The 17,433-nt window shown below is 57.5% G+C and carries 17 protein-coding genes; 10 read left to right on the top strand and 7 right to left on the bottom strand.

What is annotated here, in order from left to right:
* The first annotated feature begins 272 nt into the window (after window positions 1-272).
* The 4 genes from FAA97_RS20605 (at window position 273) to FAA97_RS20590 (ending at window position 3,043) form a co-directional block, all read left to right on the top strand.
* Window positions 273-659, top strand: coding sequence for a transposase (locus FAA97_RS20605; RefSeq protein ID WP_342774493.1), 387 nt, complete (start codon window positions 273-275; stop codon window positions 657-659).
* A complete protein-coding gene (tnpB, locus tag FAA97_RS20600; RefSeq protein ID WP_136600457.1) occupies window positions 656-1,000 on the top strand; it encodes an IS66 family insertion sequence element accessory protein TnpB in 345 nt (114 codons plus the stop codon). Before FAA97_RS20605 ends, tnpB begins: the two co-directional genes overlap by 4 nt.
* Before the next feature lie 73 nt (window positions 1,001-1,073).
* Entirely contained in the window at window positions 1,074-2,666 is a 1,593-nt protein-coding gene (gene tnpC / locus FAA97_RS20595) for an IS66 family transposase (RefSeq protein WP_136600456.1), read from the top strand.
* Between the two features lie 137 nt (window positions 2,667-2,803).
* The gene (locus tag FAA97_RS20590; RefSeq protein WP_136600455.1) at window positions 2,804-3,043 is read left to right on the top strand and encodes a hypothetical protein; all 240 of its coding nucleotides are present in this window, start codon (window positions 2,804-2,806) and stop codon (window positions 3,041-3,043) included.
* Window positions 3,044-3,272: 229 nt separating this feature from the next.
* Here FAA97_RS20590 and FAA97_RS20585 read toward each other — a convergent pair whose 3' ends face one another.
* Window positions 3,273-4,487, bottom strand: a complete 1,215-nt coding sequence (locus FAA97_RS20585; RefSeq protein WP_136600454.1) for an MFS transporter — start codon at window positions 4,485-4,487, stop codon at window positions 3,273-3,275.
* A 227-nt stretch (window positions 4,488-4,714) separates the two neighbouring features.
* Here FAA97_RS20585 and soxR point away from each other — a divergent pair, with 227 nt between their 5' ends.
* Window positions 4,715-5,146, top strand: coding sequence for a redox-sensitive transcriptional activator SoxR (gene soxR, locus FAA97_RS20580; protein ID WP_136600453.1), 432 nt, complete (start codon window positions 4,715-4,717; stop codon window positions 5,144-5,146).
* Between the two features lie 337 nt (window positions 5,147-5,483).
* On the opposite strand, the gene FAA97_RS20575 is transcribed toward soxR, so the two are convergent.
* The 6 genes from FAA97_RS20575 to FAA97_RS20550 form a co-directional block, all read right to left on the bottom strand.
* Window positions 5,484-6,275, bottom strand: coding sequence for an endo alpha-1,4 polygalactosaminidase (locus tag FAA97_RS20575; protein ID WP_136600452.1), 792 nt, complete (start codon window positions 6,273-6,275; stop codon window positions 5,484-5,486).
* Window positions 6,276-6,315: 40 nt separating this feature from the next.
* On the bottom strand, window positions 6,316-6,909 hold the full coding sequence (locus FAA97_RS20570; protein ID WP_136600451.1) for an NAD(P)H-dependent oxidoreductase: 594 nt from the start codon (window positions 6,907-6,909) through the stop codon (window positions 6,316-6,318).
* Between the two features lie 155 nt (window positions 6,910-7,064).
* Entirely contained in the window at window positions 7,065-8,876 is a 1,812-nt protein-coding gene (locus tag FAA97_RS20565; RefSeq protein WP_136600450.1) for a glycoside hydrolase family 15 protein, read from the bottom strand.
* Window positions 8,869-9,681 (bottom strand): 3-oxoacyl-ACP reductase FabG, encoded by an 813-nt coding sequence (gene fabG, locus FAA97_RS20560; protein ID WP_136600449.1) that lies wholly within the window; start codon window positions 9,679-9,681, stop codon window positions 8,869-8,871. Before fabG ends, FAA97_RS20565 begins: the two co-directional genes overlap by 8 nt.
* A gap of 83 nt (window positions 9,682-9,764) precedes the next feature.
* The gene (locus FAA97_RS20555; RefSeq protein ID WP_136600448.1) at window positions 9,765-10,628 is read right to left on the bottom strand and encodes an SDR family oxidoreductase; all 864 of its coding nucleotides are present in this window, start codon (window positions 10,626-10,628) and stop codon (window positions 9,765-9,767) included.
* Window positions 10,625-11,110 (bottom strand): MarR family winged helix-turn-helix transcriptional regulator, encoded by a 486-nt coding sequence (locus FAA97_RS20550; protein WP_136600447.1) that lies wholly within the window; start codon window positions 11,108-11,110, stop codon window positions 10,625-10,627. The genes FAA97_RS20555 and FAA97_RS20550 overlap by 4 nt, the downstream gene beginning before the upstream one ends.
* 387 nt (window positions 11,111-11,497) lie before the next feature.
* On the opposite strand from FAA97_RS20550, the gene FAA97_RS20545 reads away from it, so the two are divergent.
* From FAA97_RS20545 to FAA97_RS20525, 5 genes are all read left to right on the top strand, one after another.
* Window positions 11,498-11,749 (top strand): antitoxin, encoded by a 252-nt coding sequence (locus tag FAA97_RS20545; RefSeq protein ID WP_094542217.1) that lies wholly within the window; start codon window positions 11,498-11,500, stop codon window positions 11,747-11,749.
* The gene (locus FAA97_RS20540) at window positions 11,746-12,057 is read left to right on the top strand and encodes a type II toxin-antitoxin system RelE/ParE family toxin (RefSeq protein ID WP_136600446.1); all 312 of its coding nucleotides are present in this window, start codon (window positions 11,746-11,748) and stop codon (window positions 12,055-12,057) included. Before FAA97_RS20545 ends, FAA97_RS20540 begins: the two co-directional genes overlap by 4 nt.
* Window positions 12,058-12,556: 499 nt before the next feature.
* Window positions 12,557-14,743, top strand: coding sequence for a bifunctional diguanylate cyclase/phosphodiesterase (locus tag FAA97_RS20535; RefSeq protein WP_136600445.1), 2,187 nt, complete (start codon window positions 12,557-12,559; stop codon window positions 14,741-14,743).
* A gap of 703 nt (window positions 14,744-15,446) precedes the next feature.
* Complete coding sequence (locus FAA97_RS20530; RefSeq protein WP_136600444.1) at window positions 15,447-16,031, top strand: glutathione S-transferase family protein; 585 nt, start codon at window positions 15,447-15,449, stop codon at window positions 16,029-16,031.
* 129 nt (window positions 16,032-16,160) lie between these two features.
* Window positions 16,161-17,360: a thiolase family protein gene (locus tag FAA97_RS20525; RefSeq protein ID WP_136600443.1), complete on the top strand. Its 1,200-nt coding sequence runs from the start codon at window positions 16,161-16,163 to the stop codon at window positions 17,358-17,360.
* The last annotated feature ends 73 nt before the right edge of the window (window positions 17,361-17,433 follow it).

Genomic DNA, 17,433 nt, shown 5'->3' with positions numbered 1-17,433 from the left:
TCTTCCAAAGCACAAAACGTCTCAAATCATTCGACGACGGACAAGGTCTTCGTCGGATGGCCCAAGACTTCCGGCGACCAAAAGGCGGCGTGACAGCGATGGCTTTATGTCGTGCTAGGAAGGGCGTAGCCAGTTCTAATCCCTTCAAAAGCCAAGCCTAAGCATCTCGAGGTCGACTGTCGTGTAATGTAAGCGGCAAGGAGACCCCATCTGGCGTCGCTGATGCTGGGCAGGGTATTCCGGACATACGAGTTCTCTGAATGTGAGGATCTATGTCTAGGCCTGCGGCTAGCCTTGGATTGATGCGAATGATTGAGGCGGTGCCCGATCGCCTTGACGGGTCGCCGCGACAGTTGCGGCGGTTCTGGTCCGACGAATTCAAGGCCACAGCGGTTGAGCAGGCCTGTCAGCCCGGTGTGAACATGTCGGCAGTCGCGCGGCAGATTGGGATCCTGCCATCTCAACTCTACCGTTGGCGTAGAGAACTGTTGGCCAGTGAGGAGCCTGGGCAACTAGCGCCGGCAGTCGAAAGGCAGAGCGCCGCACCAGGCCCCGACTCCGTCGTCGAAATCGTAGTTGGCGGTATCGTCGTGCGGGCCGACCGACATGTCGAAGAAGTGCATCTGCAGCGCGTGATCCGGGCGGTTCGCTCAGCATGATCCCCGCAGGTGTAAAGGTCTTCCTCGCCAGCCATCCCATCGACTTCCGCAAAGGGCCGGACAGCTTGCTGTCGTTGGTGCGCGATGCCGGCAATGATCCATTCAATGGCTCCCTTTATGTCTTCCGGGCGAAGCGGGCCGACCGGGTCAAGATCGTCTGGTGGGATGGATCAGGGATCTGCCTCTACTCGAAGCGATTGGAGAAGGCGCAGTTCTGTTGGCCTCGGATCGGCCACAACCGGGTGCAGCTCAACCATGCCCAGCTCATGGCGCTCGTTGATGGCATGGACTGGAAACGTGTCCGTTCAGTCGCGGTGAAGCCGCCGGAGATTGTTGGGTAAAGGCCTGCGGCGAAGTGAATCAACCGCCTGAAAGGGCAGGAAAACTGGAGCAAAATATGCTCTGGTAGGCCTTATGACGCCGCCCGATCTGCAGCTCCCGGATGATGTAGAGACCCTGAAAGCCATGGTCCTTGCCATGGCCGAGAAGGCTGCGCGCGCCGATGCTCTCGAGAGCGAGGTCGCAGATCTGAAGGCGAAAAACGCCGATGCTGATGAACGCATCGAACGACTCACCCAGATCCTGAAAGCCTTCGATCGTGCCCGCTTTGGCCGGCGATCGGAGAAGCTCGCATCTCCGACCATCGATGATGAGCAACAGGCTTTTGTCTTCGAGGAAATCGAGACCGGGATTGCTGCAATCAGAGCCCAGGTGAACAAGAGCGTCACCCCTCCCGATGGCAAACGTCCACCGCGACCGCGCAAGGGCTTTGCACCTCATCTGGAACGGGTCGAAGTCGTGATCGAGCCGGATGAACTGCCCGAGCACGCGGGCAAACAGAAGGTGCTGATCGGAGAAGATGTCTCGGAGCGGCTGGACGTGGTACCGGCGAAGTTCCGCGTCATCGTCACCCGCCGGCCGAAGTATGCCTTCAAAAACGAGGACGGCGTCATTCAAGCTTCCGCGCCCGCGCACATCATCGAGGGCGGCATTCCGACGGAAGCGCTTCTCGCCCAGATCGCGGTCTCGAAGTATGCCGATGGCCTTCCGCTCTATCGGCAGGAGGCAATCTACGCCCGCGACAAGGTCGAGTTGGACCGGAAGCTGATGGCTCAATGGATGGGCAAGCTCGGCTTTGAGCTCGATATCCTGGCCGACTACATTCTAGCCGAGATCAAGAAGGCGGAGCGCATCTTTGCTGACGAGACGACGTTGCCCACGCTCGCGCCCGGATCCGGATCGGCCAAGACGGCCTGGCTTTGGGCCTATGCCCGAGACGACAGACCCTTCGGTGGCAGTGGTCCGCCGATGGTCGCCTATCGCTTCGAAGATAGCCGCGCTGGCGACCGGGTCGCCCGGCATCTGAGTGGCTATCGCGGTATCCTTCAGGTGGACGGGCACGGTGCCTATAACAAGCTCGCCCGATCCGACGGCGGCAATGATGGCGTGATACTCGCCGGCTGCTGGTCCCATAGCGGGCGCAAGTTCTACGAGCTCCACGCCTCGGATAGTTCCAGGATCGCCACCGAGACGGTGGATCTGATGGCAAAGCTCTGGGAAGTGGAAGCAGCAGCGCGGGGGCAGAGCCCTGACGGCCGTGTCGCGGCGCGCCAGGCGACATCTGCTGCTGTAGTCAACGAGCTCTTCGCCCTCTGGCAGAGGACCCTGCCGCGGATCTCCGGCAAGTCGAAGCTCGCTGAGGCGATCCGCTATGCCACCTCGCGTCGCTCCATCTTCGAGCGCTTCCTCACCGACGGCCGCATCGAGCTTGACTCCAACATCGTTGAGCGCGCCATCAGGCCCCAGACAATTACGCGAAAGAACAGTCTCTTCGCTGGCAGCGATGGCGGCGGAAGGACCTGGGCGACAATCGCCACGCTCCTTCAGACGGCGAAGATGAACAACGTCGATCCGCAGGCCTGGCTCACCCAGACCCTTGAGCGAATCGCCAACGGCTGGCCCAGCAGCGATCTCGATGCACTCATGCCCTGGAACTACACGGCCTGAATAGCCTCGGCTCGTCGCGTATGCTGAACAGTCTCAATTCGGAAGCTCATCTTCGTCAGAGATTAACCCCTGTCGCCGACTATCTGATCAACTGAATTGCCGACTTGTTGCCATCAACCATCGCACCGGAGCCGAACTTGTTCATTATTGACTTCATTTTTGAGGTAATTGGCTACACGACCGCCAAACTCGTATTGCCGCTCATCACCTTCGGGAAGGTGCGCGTGCAATCGATATCCTCGACCGAGAGAGGATTTAACTGGCTGGGATTTAAACGTGCCACCGATGGCTCACTGATCTGTCAAGCTCCTATGGCAGGGTGGATCGGTCTGGTCCCGTGGTTGCTTGTAGCCGTCTTTATCGTCACGGTAGTTTGAGTCGCCTGTCACTGGACGCCTGCTGCCAACGGCTGGCAAAGCAGCCATGGCGACGAACTTATGCCCTGCAATTACACCCCCAGAGCGGCCCCGGCTTGTCGCTTACCGTGTAATGCGTAGCGATGTCGATGTTCGCGGGAGCCATCGATGATGATAGTCGCCGCGCATTCTTCGACGCGCGGCGTTCTTAGTTTGAAAACACAAGGCTTGAGCTAAACGGGCAGGGGAGTCAGGCAGCGGTCTCTCGTGTTTCCCATCGACGGCCGATCAACAGCATCACTGCAGCTCCCATTGCAGCCGCGGCTGCCGCGCTGTGAATCGGAGCAGCAGCGCCTAGACTGTCAATGAGAATTCCCCCGACGACCCCGCCACTGGCTATCGCAACTTGAAAAGCTGTCGACAAGATAGCACCAGCGCTCTCAGCCTGATCGGGCGCAGCTTTCGCGTTCCAACTGGAGATGGCGACGGGAAACGCACCAAAGCCTAATCCCCAAAGGGCTGTGGCAGCTATCACCAATGCGGTTACTTGTCCTTGGCTCGCCAGAACAGCCGTCCCTATTGCGATCGCGAGCGCACCGCCCCCCGCAGTAATGGCGGGACTGCGCGCCGATAGCGATCCGCCGGCCAAATTGCCCAGAAACCCAGAGATCCCAAAAACCAGGAGCACACCCGAAATGAGATTTATATCAAGTGCACCACCTTCCAGATAGGGCCGCAGAAACGCGATGCCCGCCGTATTGCCACACAGGACCAAAAACGTGGTCACCAAGCCGACAAAGATAGCGGGTCTTCGAAGCGTCGCTCGAAACGAATTGAGTGTGGGTGGGGCAGCTGCCGGAAGGCTAGGGATGGTGGCGATCTGACCGATGAGTGCGACAAGCGCGAAACCCGCCGATAGGGCGAATGCGGTACGCCAGCTCAGCAAGTCACTTAACCATGCGCCGACGGGCGCTGCGATTATGTTCGCTATGGAGACGCCGGTGAAGATGACTGCCAGGGCACGTGGAACGGAGGCCTCGGGTACCAGCCGCATCGCGAGTGCAATAGCCATCGCCCACGTGCCCCCGAGCGCTACGCCCAACAAAGCCCGAGCAATCAGCAGAAGCGGCAAGCTGGTCGCCAAGGCGGAAAGGGACGTCGCCGCCAAGAAGAAGAGGCAGAGCAGCCACATCACCTTCTGCCGTTCGACACGACTAGAGGTTAACACAAGTAACGGGCCGGTGATGGCGGCAACGACAGCAGTGGCTGTGATTGCCTGACCGGCGGCGCCCCCGCTGACATCCAGATCGGCTGCCATGGGAGGGATCAGTCCGATCGGAATTAGTTCACTGGCCACAAGACCGAACAATGTGAAGGCCAATGCACCGACTGCGGGCCACTTGGCCTGAGACTGTGCGACTGGAAGGGGGGAGGGCGATGAGCGTGGGACAGTATTACGGGACATGTGCTTCCTGTTTGTTCTGACTGGTAAGAAGCCGCTCATGGCCAGGTCAGGTCAGATGCGGAAAGCGTCTGGCCGACTGGTTGTGGCGCGGATCGCGACGTGTCGTCAGCGACAGGAAGGCTTATCAAACCTTGACCATGGTTTAGGTCAAGGCATAATCAATGCCCTATGCGATCTCTAAGATGAGCAGATTTTTCCATTCGGATATCACTCAGGATCAAGCTCGAATGCCCAACGAACTCACAATCGGCGAAATGGCGCAGCGGTCCGGGGTGTCCATCTCGACCCTGCATTTCTACGAAAAGAAGGGTCTGATCACGTCTCGGCGGACCAAGGGTAACCAGAGAAGGTACCCGCGCGGCCTGCTGCGACATGTGGCCATCATAAAAATAGCGCAACGCGCCGGAATCTCTCTAGCGGAGATCAGGGCCACGATGTCCTCCCTACCTGAGGACCGTGCCCCGACGGCAGAGGAATGGGGAAGGATGTCTGCGAACTGGGCCGATCGACTGAATGATCGCATCAAGGGCCTTTCCCAGCTTCGCGATCAAATGCAGGGCTGCATCGGCTGCGGTTGCCTGTCCCTTAAGGACTGTCCGCTGCGCAATCCAGGCGACGTGTTGGCGGAAAGGGGAGCTGGAGCAACCCTGCTCGAATGAAGAGCACTCTTCCCGGGTTGGCGTCGCATAGTTGGCGCCTCTCCGATGTGCGAAGTCACATGGATTTCGAAAGGAGCTAGTGACGTTAAGTCGCTTCACGCCTTCGCGCCAGCAGAAGTCCTCGACACTCGCCGGAACCTGCCAATCGCGGTTTATTCCGAGATGCGTATCCTGGCAATCAAGACGGAGGCCCACCCGCTATGTTGAATGCGGGATCTGTGGCGAGAGTTGCGTCCGATTGCTTCTCGGCACGCCAGCATCGACTAGGGTTGCTGATCCCTGGCGGGCGGATTGTGCAGGTGAGTGCAAAGTCGACTGGCAACGGCCGAGTTTGTTCCTAGTCGCATGTTCGGAAATCCTGGTCTGCGGACCCCGCAGGCAGCAGCATCCTATCCCGGATTATCATTTTTCGAGGGCGTTGCGGTTGTGCACAGGCTGTCGCAAAGTCAATCCGAAGATCGTCAGCATACTCAATGTAGATGACCTGCGTAGCTCCATAGACGCTTGTGTAGGCATCGCATTCCCGCCAACGATCACACTCCTCCACTATCGCGAACGAAAACCCTGCCTCATCGCGTCCCTCTGTGCCCAGCTCGCTCGCGTTCTTCTGACCTGCAGTCAGGCCATATTTGCGAGCGGTGGCAACGAGCAACTTCGCAAAAACTAGGGCGTCGGTTCGGTTAAGGTGACCACGCGAACGGGTGTAAGAATCAAGGTTATCGAACTCGACCGCGTCAAAGCCCTTGCGGGCGCACACCTGGATCGAGGGTTCGATACGGGTAAGGTTGAGCTCCCTGCTTCTCTCCGTTGACACGTCCAACAGAAACTCATCTGGCCACCCCGGGTCGACCAGCGGTTGCCCATCCGGCCCGGGCACGAGTAGTGCCTTGGGCCATACCTCGCCAGGCTGCGTCTGAAACCCATTGACGTAGCAGATGTTAAACAGTCCCGGCTCCGGCTTGTCTGTGCTATCGCGCACGATGATCGTGACGCCGGGAGGCGGCGGGTAGCCGCCGCCAAGCTGGTAGTCGACGGTACCTTCATCCGGTAATGGTCCAGCTTGCACGGATCCGGGGACCCAGAGTGCGGCAACTGCTACTGCGGCAAACGCAAAGGCATTGGGACACATCAGATCACTGTTGCACCTCAAAAGTGAACAGAGTCACATCTTACAGCTCAGCTTCGGCAGTGCTTCGTCCTATTTCGAACGCTCTTTGAAGAGCCTCTTTGCGGTCTTGGTCATCAGAAGGAAGCAAGAGGTCAAAGCCCAGGGTCTCCATCCCGCAATAACCAAAGATCCCCTGCGCAATCTGGGCCTGCATTGCATCGAGATAACGGCGACGCTCATACGTACCCCGATCAGCCCCTCCGATCGCAACGATCCGTCCTTTAAGTCGACCTAGCAGTCGGGTAATACCCTTTTCAGGATCTTCATTGAAAGCCCAGCCTGCGATGAACACTCGGTCGATCCAGCCTTTCATGATGGCGGGCATCGACCACCAGTAAACCGGGAAGACCAACACAAGCACGTCTGCTCGGTCAATTCGAAGTTGCTCGGCGCGTACATCGTCAGACACCTGTCCTCGGCCATGGAACACGTCATTGTCGCGGGATGAAAACCTGGAGTCAAAATCGGCTTCTACCAGATCCAGTATTTCATGAGTCACACCTGATACCGTCTCGATCCCCTCGCGCAGACTGGAGACGATGGCGTGCGTGTACGAATGAGGATCAGGATGAGCTGTAACAATGAGGATATGCATTATACTCTCTCAGTTTCATATGTTCGAGTGGACCACCAATGTGAGGTGAGCCGTAACGCTGCCTTGAAAGAACTCAGTTCACCGTCATGATATATGTGGCGCTGGGACCAGCGAAGCTCCTCTTGAGGCATGACCTGGATAGGGCGAGGCAGGCATCAAGGCTGCCAACTCGGCCGATGTGTGGGATCAAGCCGTCGGTCGAGAAAATAGGCGGCGCTGATGAAGGCCAGATGGCTGAGCGCTTGGGGGAAGTTGCCAAGCGGAAGGCCGCGGACATCGACTTCTTCCGCGAATAGTCCCAGGTGGTTGGCATAGGCGAGACCCTTTGCCAGGTTCATCTGTGCCTCCTCAAGACGCCCCGCACGTGCAAGACATTCCGCATACCAGAAAGTGCAGGTGGTAAAGGCGCCTTCTTCTCCCTCCAGGCCATCTGCGCCGCGATAGCGATACACCAGCCCGTCGTCACACAGCTGTTCACCAATGGCATCAAGCGTCTTGAGCCAGATCGGGTCGCTGGAAGAAACAAACCGGACGAGCGGCATCATCAGCAGAGCCGCGTCAAGCTCAGTCCCACCGCGCTCCTGCACGAAATAACCGTGCTCGGGATGGCGGAAGTTGTCCCAGATATCACCGGCGATCGCGTCACGGGTCTCGGTCCACGCGACGAGCGGGGCGGCGAGCGAACGTTTTCTGGCCAGCCGGATCGCACGGTCAAGTGCAACCCAGCACATCAATCGGGAGTGAAGGAAATGGCGCGGCTTGGAGCGCATCTCCCAGATACCAGCATCCGGCTCATGCCAATGCTCGACCACATGATCGATGATAGTACGGACATGCTCCCACCCGTCATGGCTGATCGCAGAGCCATATTTGTTCGAGAGATAGACACTGTCGAGGAGTTCGCCAAAGATGTCCAACTGCGTTTGCGCATGGGCGGCATTGCCAATGCGAACCGGTTGGCTCTCTGCGTAACCCGCAAGATGCGATAGCTCGCGTTCATCGGCCATCGCCGACCCGTCGAGCGCGTACATAATGCGCAATGGAGAGGAACGGTCGCAATTTCCGACGCGCTCGCTGACCCATCGATTGAAGTGCTCGGCCTCCTCAACGAAGCCGAGCCGCATAAACGCATAGACAGTGAATGAGGCGTCACGAATCCAGGTCGCCCGATAGTCCCAGTTGCGTCCTGCACCCAGCGCCTCAGGCAAAGAGAATGTGGCTGCGGCCGCGATTGAACCGTAGCGCGCCGAGGTCAACAGCTTCAGCGTGAGTGCGGAGCGAAGCACCTGTTCGCGCCAGCGCCCTTTGTAGGTCGACTTCCCCTGCCATGAGCGCCACGCGTTGATCGCTTCCTCAATCAGCGACGACACGAGGGCGTCATCCGGTGGTGTCATGGTATCATCGCCCAGGACGAACCATGCGCTTTCTCCCTTCGACAGGGTCAATCGCGCACTCGCGTCCTCAGAATTGGGTTCAAGCGGGACCGAGGCGAAAAGACACAGCGAAAGATCTTCGCCCTGGAAGCTTACGCCACCTTCGATGGCGGCCACCTCAGGGATCTCGCGAGCATAGTCGAACCGCGGCGCGCAACGCACCGTGAAGGTCACTTTCCCGCTGGTCACGGTTATCCGGCGAATAAGACTACGCGCGCAGCGGCCTGCTCGCATGCGGGCCTCCGGCTGTGGCATGAGATCCAAAACTTCCGCACTGCCGCTCTTGGCCATGAAGCGTGTGACCAAGACATTGGTGTCAGGGACATAGAGTTGAAAGTGGCGAGGATTATCTAGCTCAGGCTTGATTTCGAAAGCCCCACCTTTGCCGCTATTCAGCAGATCGGCAAAGATGCTCGGACTATCGAGGGCCGGCCAACACAGATAGTCGATCGTTCCATCACGCGCGACCAAAGCTGCGGTTTCAAGGTCACCAATGATGCCATGATCGCCAATCGTACGAAGTTGCTCAACCATTGTCACGAAACTCCGGATATAGGGACATGCCACCATCAATGTAGAGCGTGGTCCCGGTGACGTAGTCGGCCTCGTCGGATGCCAGCCACACGGCCGCCTTTGCCACGTCCCCTGGCTCACCGATGCGACCGTAGGGGATGAGCCTGAGCAATTTCGTCAATTCCTCATTGCTCTCCCAAGCGTCTCTGTTGATTGGTGTCTTGATGGCCCCAGGTGCGATGGCATTCACCCTGATCCCATCGGATGCAACCTCTTGTGCAAGCGTTCGCGTGAACATGTGAACGCCACCCTTGGCTGACGCGTAGTTGATGTGACCCGCCCATGGAATGGTTTCGTGGACCGAGCTCATGGTGATGATGACGCCTGCACTTCGGGCCGGGCGTCCGCTCGTCGGCTGGGCACGGAAGCGTCGCACAGCCTCTCGTGCACATAGGAACTGTCCTGTCAGGTTGATGTCGATGACGGTGTTCCAGTCGTCGAGCGACAGGTCAGCAATTGCCGCATCCTTCTGAATGCCGGAATTCGATACCAGCACATCAATGCGTCCGAAGGCTCTTGCAGCCTCGTCAAAAAGACGAACGACATCCGCCTCCTTCGATACATCAGCCTGGATCGCGATCGCCCGCCCGCCCTGTTCGACGATGCGATCGACCAGCTCCTGGGCAGGCTCGGCGTGGGAGTGGTAATTGACAGCGACAGCGCAACCGGCCGCCGCCATAGCTTCGGCGATGGCCAGGCCAATGCCTGAGCTCGCGCCTGTGACTATTGCGGTATGATGAGCAAGACGAGACGCTTTGGCAGCCATGAAACAGCCTCCGATTAAATTGGGTGTTGGTGGTAGTGGGACCGGTGAGAACGGTGAGAACGGCAGTTGACCCTTAAGGTGTGTCAGTTGCTGTGGACGAACTCATCGCGGTGGTCCCGAACGAAGGCTGTGAAGCTTTTTGGCGCCACCCCGGTCAGGCGCTCGATTTCGAAGGTCGGATCGATATCATGGTGACCGGCGACAACGTCTGAGAACTGCGCGATCAGGCCATTGGCCATCCAGCGGGAATTGCCGGTCAGACGAAGAATGAGTTTGAAGATCGGGTTTGGCACATCGAGATACCGCACCTTTCGTTTCGTCACCTGCGACAGGCGTGATGCAGCCTCCTTCATGTCCAAAGTCTCCGGACCGGTCAGGAAATAGGTTGCGTGGTTGTGACCTTCTTCAATCAAAACCCTTGCAGCAACGCGCGCAACATCGCGGGTGTCCACCCAAGAGACAGATCCCTTGCCGGCGATCTGCGGCAGGAAACCCTTCGCTATCGGATCCTTGAACCAGAAGAAGTTCTGCATGAAGGCAGTGGGTTTCAAAATGGTCCAGCCGATCCCCGCATCGCGCAAGTGATGGTCGATGAGCGCGTGTGATTTCGCCCAGGGTACGGTCGAGCGAACATTGCCATCTGAGGCGGAGATCTTCACGATCCTTGCGACGCCTGCACGCTTGGCCGCATCGATTGCCGCTGTTTCCTGGTCGACCTGATCGGGCGTAGGGGGCGTAATCAGAAAGAGCCGGTCACAGCCCTGCATGGCGTCGGCAAGTGTTTCCGGGCGGTCAAAATCCCCCAGCACGGCCTCGATGCCGTCTTTTTTGAAGCGCTCAACCTGTTCGGGCTTCCGGCACATGGCACGGAATTGGACTTTAGCTTCATGAAGCAGCCTGCAGACTTCGCCACCGATGCCTCCGGTGGCTCCAGATACTAAGATCACAAGGGTATCTCCTTCTGTTCAGGGGATCGGGACTGAGGCCGCGCGAGCCATTCAGATATGGTGCAGCCCATCTCCTCGAGTGTTTTGATCGCTTCCCTAAGACGGTCGCTGCCGATCTTATTCGCGATTGCCTGATCCAGTGGTGCCACCACGTTCTCAGCGTCTGTGACGGCTTTGAGACCTGCTGCAGTCAGAACTACGAGCTTTGCGCGGCGATGATGCGGGTTGGTCTGGAATTCGATGAGGCCTTTATCCGCCAGAACGTCCACGATGCGCTGGACCGCCTGTCGGGTCAGGCCCATATTCCGGGCGATCGATGCGGCGGGAAGTGGGACTGGCGAGTAGCGCAGTGCGCCAAGCACTTGCCACCAGGCACTGGTCAGACCCAGATGCGCCACAAGCTCGTTCCCGGCGCTGATAAGTCGTCCGTTAGCTGAAAAGACGGCGAGGGCCAAGGCCCTGACTTCGTTCTGGTCGGACATTCCGCAACCTGCTCCCAATATGGCAACATGTTGTCAATGTCTAAGAAGACGAAAGGTTCCGGCACCTTGAGTTGCACGTCTAAGCGGCTGCCATTTAGTACGCAAAAAGCTTATGCGTAAGTTCCATAATTTAACGTTACGCCAGATTTGTCTCTTCAGTGGCTTGGATGATCCACCGAGCTTGCGGATATTCAACCCCACGACTGTGCCCACGTTCCCGCAAATTGAATGGCCTAGGGTTCCGCGCTGGCAGTGGCAAATAGATGCCGATTGGCAATTGCTCGACATGACGGAACCCCGCAAGCGAGGTCTTGCGATAACGTTGCAATGGTGGCAACTAAACCACATATGTGCTAATGTGGGTCGGTCACTTCGGGAGTATGTGAAATGAGCCGCTTGACGATCGACATAACGGACAAACAACATCAAAGCCTCAAAGCGCTAGCCGCTCTGCAGGGCAAGACAATCAAGCAGTACGCACTTGAGCGCCTGTTTCCTGGCGACGTCGAGGGAGAACTGGCCTGGGAAGAGTTAAAGACGTTGATGAATACGCGCATCAGTGAGGGGCTCGCCGGAAAACTGTCGACCAAAACCGTAGGTGAGATCCTCGACGAGGAGATTGCCGAAGGTCGCGCTTGACGGCTTACATCCTGACCGCAGAGGCAGAATCCGATCTTCGCTCGGTAATCCGTTACACACGGACACAATGGAGTGCCGCCCAGGTACGTCACTACGTCTCGGCTTTGGAGCGAGGAATGGAGGACATTGCCGCGGGCAAAGTTCCCTTCAAGGATCTGAGCGCACTCTATCCGGCGCTGCGGATGGCGCGATGCCAGCACCACTACATCTTCTGTCTGCCTCGCGAACATGCTCCCGCTCTCATCGTAGCGATTCTTCACGAACGAATGGATCTCCTGAGGCGTTTGGCTGACCGTCTAAACGAGTGATGTTTTCACGACGGGATGAAGTCCTGCGCGCGTGCTAGGTAAGCCCTTGTCTTCGAGCGATAAAAAGGGTGTCATCGGTTCGGATCCCTTCAAGAGCACGATGCTAGCAACGCGATTCTGATGAGCCACTCGCGGCCCGCATGCAATGACCGCTTTGCGCCCCCATTCAAGTCATTCGGCTTGTTCTAGTTTCACCCAAAAACTGACATTCGCGGCGCGGATCTTTGGTGCAATTAAAAAGTCAAACCTGCACCGAAAGTGGTTCACAGCTCGTCGAGAGGATACCGGCGTGATGCCATGCGCTCTCTTGGATCTGAGTGAGGCGTATGGGTGCACTTTCATTTGGGTACGTCTCACACACAGAGCTAAGCTTAGTGCCTCACGTCGTTTGCTACTGTATCGGACTAGATGGCTCACATGCGAAATTTCATGCATTCGATTTCCCTGAAATTAAGTAGGCGGCAATAAGCTGGAGCACCTCTTGCCTATGAGTTTATGTATGCACCGAATGTTTCGACGAAAGCCGTTCCTCGTCTTGGGGCTACCCCTGGCGGTCGCCACCCTGACAGTCGGCCTTTTATTCGGGGCACTATTTCTCTCTGCTGCAACATCAGATGAGGCCGCGAACCAGCGTCAGCAGGACCTTCTAGAGCTTGTGGTGACCAAACTCGAAGCGGAAGTCGCACACAATCAGGAGAGCGCAACCGTTTGGGACGATGCAGTCGTCGAAGTACGGCAGCGAAACAAGGATTGGATAGCCTCCAATCTAGGCGAATGGATGCACAGCTATTTCCAGCACGATGCGGCTCTCGTCCTCGATAACACTGGCAAACCCATATACGAGTTTGTCGCTGAACCGTCAGCATCAGTTTCTGGCGCAAACATCGCCAAAATCGCCGCCCCCTTGGTCTCTAAGCTACAGAAGAGACTTGCTGCGGGTGAAATATCGGCCGGTACCACCATTCTCTCGATTGGTGAAAGCGACCTTCTCGACCTCAATGGGCGGGCAGCCATCTTCAGCATAAAGCCCATCATTTCCGATAGCGGAGAGATCGAGCAGAAGCCTGGTGCCGAAAATCTCCATGTGGCGGTGCGCTATCTGGACGGAGTTCTTCTTTCGGAATTGGCGCAGGACTACCAGTTTCAAGACCTTATCTTCGTCCGCCAACCGACAGACGGTCCGGATAAATCCAGCGTCGCATTGCTTTCTGCATCTGGACACACGATTGGTTACTTTCAATGGCAACCATTTAGCCCGGGAGCCAGCGTGATACAGGCGGTCTCTCCTGTGATCATCGCGGTGGGCCTCTCGGCCTTCCTTCTGATGAGCTTTCTCGGGCATGCCATTTGGCGTCGCTCTACAAGCCTTGCCGAGAGCCAGCAGGAACTCAGGCACCTTGCTATGCACGATCCCCTGACGGGCCTTGCAAACCGAACGACATTCCATCGCACCCTTGTCCAGAACCTTGACAGCGCCACCGCCGAAACGGGCATCGCGGTGATGTTCGTGGACCTTGATCACTTCAAGGAAGTAAACGATAGCTTCGGGCACCCGGTCGGAGACTCCCTGATCAAGGAGGTCGCAAACCGCCTGAGGGAGATCGCCCCGTCGGCGCTCGTATCCCGGGTCGGAGGAGATGAGTTCACGCTGCTTCTCCCCGCAGAGGATCTCAAGACTATTGACCGGCTCGCCGAGGAGATTATCGACAGACTACGTATGCCCTTCCAGATTGAGGGTAGCCTCATCACGGTTGGAGCGAGCATCGGAGTTTCGCTGTTCTCGCCGGGTGTGGACGCGACGGAAATGACCAGACGCGCGGACATCGCGCTCTATCATGCAAAAGCGGCTGGCCGAAATACCTTCGCTGTCTTTGGAACTCATATGGAGGAAATCCTAAGGCGTCGACGAGCGCTGGAGAGCGATCTGGCCACAGCGCTTGAAACTGGGACGCAACTCGCGGTTCATTATCAACCGGTCTACTCAGCGATAGACGGTCGTATGTCGTCGATGGAAGCTCTTTGCCGCTGGATGCATCCAACGTTTGGCGCGATATCGCCTGATGTTTTTGTCCCAATAGCTGAGGAATGCGGACTGATCCAAAAACTCGGGCTCTATGTTCTTGAAGAAGCCTGCAGTCTGCTAGCCGATGTGCAGGACTGCGATGTTGGAATTTCTGTCAACGCGTCTGCGATCGAACTCATGGCGCCTGGTTACGCGCTACGTGTCCTGACAATGCTATCGAAATTCAGCCTTGATCCATCACGCCTTGAGATCGAGATTACTGAGAGGGTCGCGACAGATTCGGAAGGCAAGGCCGCGGCTGCGATCAGGTCATTGCGGGATGCAGGCGTCAGGTTCGCCATCGACGATTTCGGAATTGGGACTTCGTCGTTCGGGCAGCTCCTCAATCTGAATGTCGATCGCATCAAGATAGACAAAATGTTCGTTGATCAGCTTCATGAAAATGGAGGTGCGCCGCTGGTCGAAGCCATTGTGCAAATGGCGCGGCACAAGGGTTTGAAGACCACAGCAGAGGGCGTCGAAACTGCTGATCAACGCGTAACACTCACTTCACTTGGCTGTGACAACCTTCAGGGCTTCCAACTCTCCAAGCCTCTGAACAGGCCGAACACGATTAGGTTGCTCTCCCAACAGGAGCAGACAAGGGTATCTGCAGTCTTGTGAGCGTGTTGCTTGTCGAAGGAGAGCGCGGTCAAAGGCTGAAATCTGTGCTTCTGGCGTGGAAACAATCTGTTACTTTCCCGACACAAATTGCATCGCGTCCCTCTGCTACATCTGGAGCGCTGAGCGATGGACGGACTTGCGGAGGGAACACACTCGAATGCCTCAGCCAAAATCCTGACCCAATGGGCCAAACGCGGACCACATCACCGCTTACATGGATGTCCGGTTTTCGCCGTTCGGCACCCATCATCCGACAGTCCGCTTGCGGCCCCTTTGCGGGAGTAATTTCCGCATTGCGCTTTCATGTGATTTGTAAGGGCGCCTAACTCGCTGCCCGAAAAAAACCTGCGGCAGGCCACCTACATTTCGAGGTGTCGACTACCCCCGCTGCTTTAGCGCTCGCTTCGAGCGAAGCTGACGCTTTCTGCGGATGCCGCTCCCGCGAAGATTATCGGAACCAAGCTTATCAGCCAGGCTGCGTGACAATCTTGTCCGGAGGGACGCAAACGAAAGACCAACCTTGGTGCGCGTCTTCGACCGGTACACCGAGGATTTCGTTTGACTTGCGGAGAAGTGCGATTATAGATGTCGAGTGAAATCTATAATCTGATTTCGATCGGCAGGCAGTGATGCAGCTCTTCAGTGGAGCAAATCACGCGAGTGCCTTGTTGCTCGAAATTTCTTGCTCCAAGAGGTTCTCGCAATGTATCCGATTGTCTCCGTCTTCAAAAATCCTCCGGACGGAGGGAGAGGCTATCACAGGGATATGCGCGTCCGTTGGGCGCTTGAAGAGGTCCATCAGCCCTACCGTTTGCGGCTGCTATCATTTTCCGACATGCGCCGTCCCCAGTACCGCCAGCTTCATCCATTTGGCCAGATGCCGACATACGAGGACGGAGACCTCGTGCTGTTCGAGTCTGGGGCAATTGTCCACCATATCGCCTACACCTATCCAGGTTTGCTGCCGCCCGACGCACACGACAGATCTCGCGCAGTGATGTGGATGTTTGCTGCGTTGAATACTATCGAGCCGTGCATCAGCTCAGGGAGCGCCGGGTATCTCCTTCAGCGCCTCCATGAATTGGAACGTGTCCTAGGTCACGATGAATGGCTTGATGGAGGCTTTAGCGCAGGCGACCTTCTGATGGTCAGCGTATTGCGCCTGCTTCGCGGAAGTGACGTTCTTGGGGATACGCCGAACTTGGAAGCATACATAGCCCGCGCCGAGGCGCGACCGGCGTTTCAGCGCGCCTTGAAGATGTCGTCCGAGCTTGCCCGCTCAGCATAGCTGTGACCTGACGATTTCACTGGCTGCAGGAGTTTGCTCCTCGATCCCAAAAACAGTGAGGACTACCAGAAAGGCACTCTCAAGCAGTTCGATAAGGCCGCTCAAATCCAAGTTTTGCGAGGAAATCTTATGGCAACCGACGCTGTCTCCGAAATCGTTATCTCCTATCCTGTCCGCACTCCCATCGCTGCGTTCAACGGTTCTCTCAAAGAGATCCCGGCAACAGAACTGGGCGCACTCGTGATTGGCGAGACGCTGAGGCGATCCAAACTGGCTCCATCAGAGATCGGCTCCGTAATCATGGGGAATGTCATTCAAGCCGGCAACCGGATGAACCCCGCGCGGCAATCAAGCCTTAAAGGAGGGGTGCCCGTAAACGTTCCAGCCATGACAGTGAACCGGGTGTGCGGTTCTGGCGCGCAAGCTGTCGTGAGCGCCATCCAGCAGATTGTCGCCGGAGAATGCGAAGCGGCGATTGCAGGGGGAATGGAGAACATGGACCGCGCTCCATACCTGATGAGTGGCGGTCGGTGGGGCTACCGGATGGGCGCGGCCGAAATCCTGGACAGCATGCTGACCGACGGCCTCCTTGATGGCCTATCCGGGGAGCATTCCGGCTGGCATACCGAGGATCTGGTTGCGAAGGCTGAACTCACTCGGCCCGAACAGGATGAGTTCGCCCTTCGCTCACAGCAGCGCTTCGCCGCCGCCCGGGCCCGGGGCCTCTTTGAAAAAGAGATCGTGCCCGTCGAGCTGAAGACAAAACAGGGCACAGCCTCCTTCGCGGTTGATGAAGCTCCGCGACCAGATACGACGATTGAAACGCTTTCGGCCCTGCGGCCCGCTTTCCGAAAGGATGGCACCATCACTGCTGGCAACGCTCCGGGTTTGAACAGCGGTGCCGCGGCCATGATCGTCACAAGCGCCCGCTTTGCCCAACGGCATGGCCTTGAGCCCATGGCGCGGATTGCAGGTTACGGACTCGCCGGAGTAGAACCGGGCATGTTCGGCCTCGGTCCGGTGCCAGCGGTTAGGATCGCGCTAGAGCGAGCTGGATGGTCGATTGGCGATATTGAGCGGATCGAAATCAATGAAGCTTTCGCCGCGGTGCCTCTGGCTGTCCAGAAGGAGCTCGGCCTTAGCCCTGATATCGTCAATGTGGACGGCGGCGCCATCGCTCATGGTCATCCCATTGGCGCAACAGGCGCTGTCCTGATCACGCGCCTCCTGTATGCAATGGAGCGTGAGGATCTGAAGCGCGGTATGGTAACACTCTGCATCGGCGGCGGGCAGGGCATCGCGGTCGCGTTGGAACGAATGGTCGGCTAAGTCATCCAAGGTTGAGGCCAAGGCCAATGCTGCCTGCCCAATACGGCATCGGCCGACCTGATGGAGCGGCCAA

Source organism: Peteryoungia ipomoeae, assembly GCF_004912165.1.
In the GTDB taxonomy this organism is placed as follows: domain Bacteria; phylum Pseudomonadota; class Alphaproteobacteria; order Rhizobiales; family Rhizobiaceae; genus Allorhizobium; species Allorhizobium ipomoeae.
The sequence above is the reverse complement of the archived record's forward strand: the minus strand, read 5'-3'. Positions and strand labels throughout refer to the sequence as shown.

Excerpts from the sequence above, each read along its gene's own strand:
- FAA97_RS20605 (WP_342774493.1), top strand. The coding sequence starts at position 273 with ATGTCTAGGCCTGCGGCTAGCCTTGGATTGATGCGAATGATTGAGGCG.
- tnpB (WP_136600457.1), top strand. The coding sequence starts at position 656 with ATGATCCCCGCAGGTGTAAAGGTCTTCCTCGCCAGCCATCCCATCGAC.
- tnpC (WP_136600456.1), top strand. The coding sequence starts at position 1,074 with ATGACGCCGCCCGATCTGCAGCTCCCGGATGATGTAGAGACCCTGAAA.
- FAA97_RS20585 (WP_136600454.1), bottom strand. The coding sequence starts at position 4,487 with ATGTCCCGTAATACTGTCCCACGCTCATCGCCCTCCCCCCTTCCAGTC.
- soxR (WP_136600453.1), top strand. The coding sequence starts at position 4,715 with ATGCCCAACGAACTCACAATCGGCGAAATGGCGCAGCGGTCCGGGGTG.
- FAA97_RS20575 (WP_136600452.1), bottom strand. The coding sequence starts at position 6,275 with ATGTGTCCCAATGCCTTTGCGTTTGCCGCAGTAGCAGTTGCCGCACTC.
- FAA97_RS20570 (WP_136600451.1), bottom strand. The coding sequence starts at position 6,909 with ATGCATATCCTCATTGTTACAGCTCATCCTGATCCTCATTCGTACACG.
- FAA97_RS20565 (WP_136600450.1), bottom strand. The coding sequence starts at position 8,876 with ATGGTTGAGCAACTTCGTACGATTGGCGATCATGGCATCATTGGTGAC.
- fabG (WP_136600449.1), bottom strand. The coding sequence starts at position 9,681 with ATGGCTGCCAAAGCGTCTCGTCTTGCTCATCATACCGCAATAGTCACA.
- FAA97_RS20550 (WP_136600447.1), bottom strand. The coding sequence starts at position 11,110 with ATGTCCGACCAGAACGAAGTCAGGGCCTTGGCCCTCGCCGTCTTTTCA.
- FAA97_RS20545 (WP_094542217.1), top strand. The coding sequence starts at position 11,498 with ATGAGCCGCTTGACGATCGACATAACGGACAAACAACATCAAAGCCTC.
- FAA97_RS20535 (WP_136600445.1), top strand. The coding sequence starts at position 12,557 with ATGCACCGAATGTTTCGACGAAAGCCGTTCCTCGTCTTGGGGCTACCC.
- FAA97_RS20530 (WP_136600444.1), top strand. The coding sequence starts at position 15,447 with ATGTATCCGATTGTCTCCGTCTTCAAAAATCCTCCGGACGGAGGGAGA.
- FAA97_RS20525 (WP_136600443.1), top strand. The coding sequence starts at position 16,161 with ATGGCAACCGACGCTGTCTCCGAAATCGTTATCTCCTATCCTGTCCGC.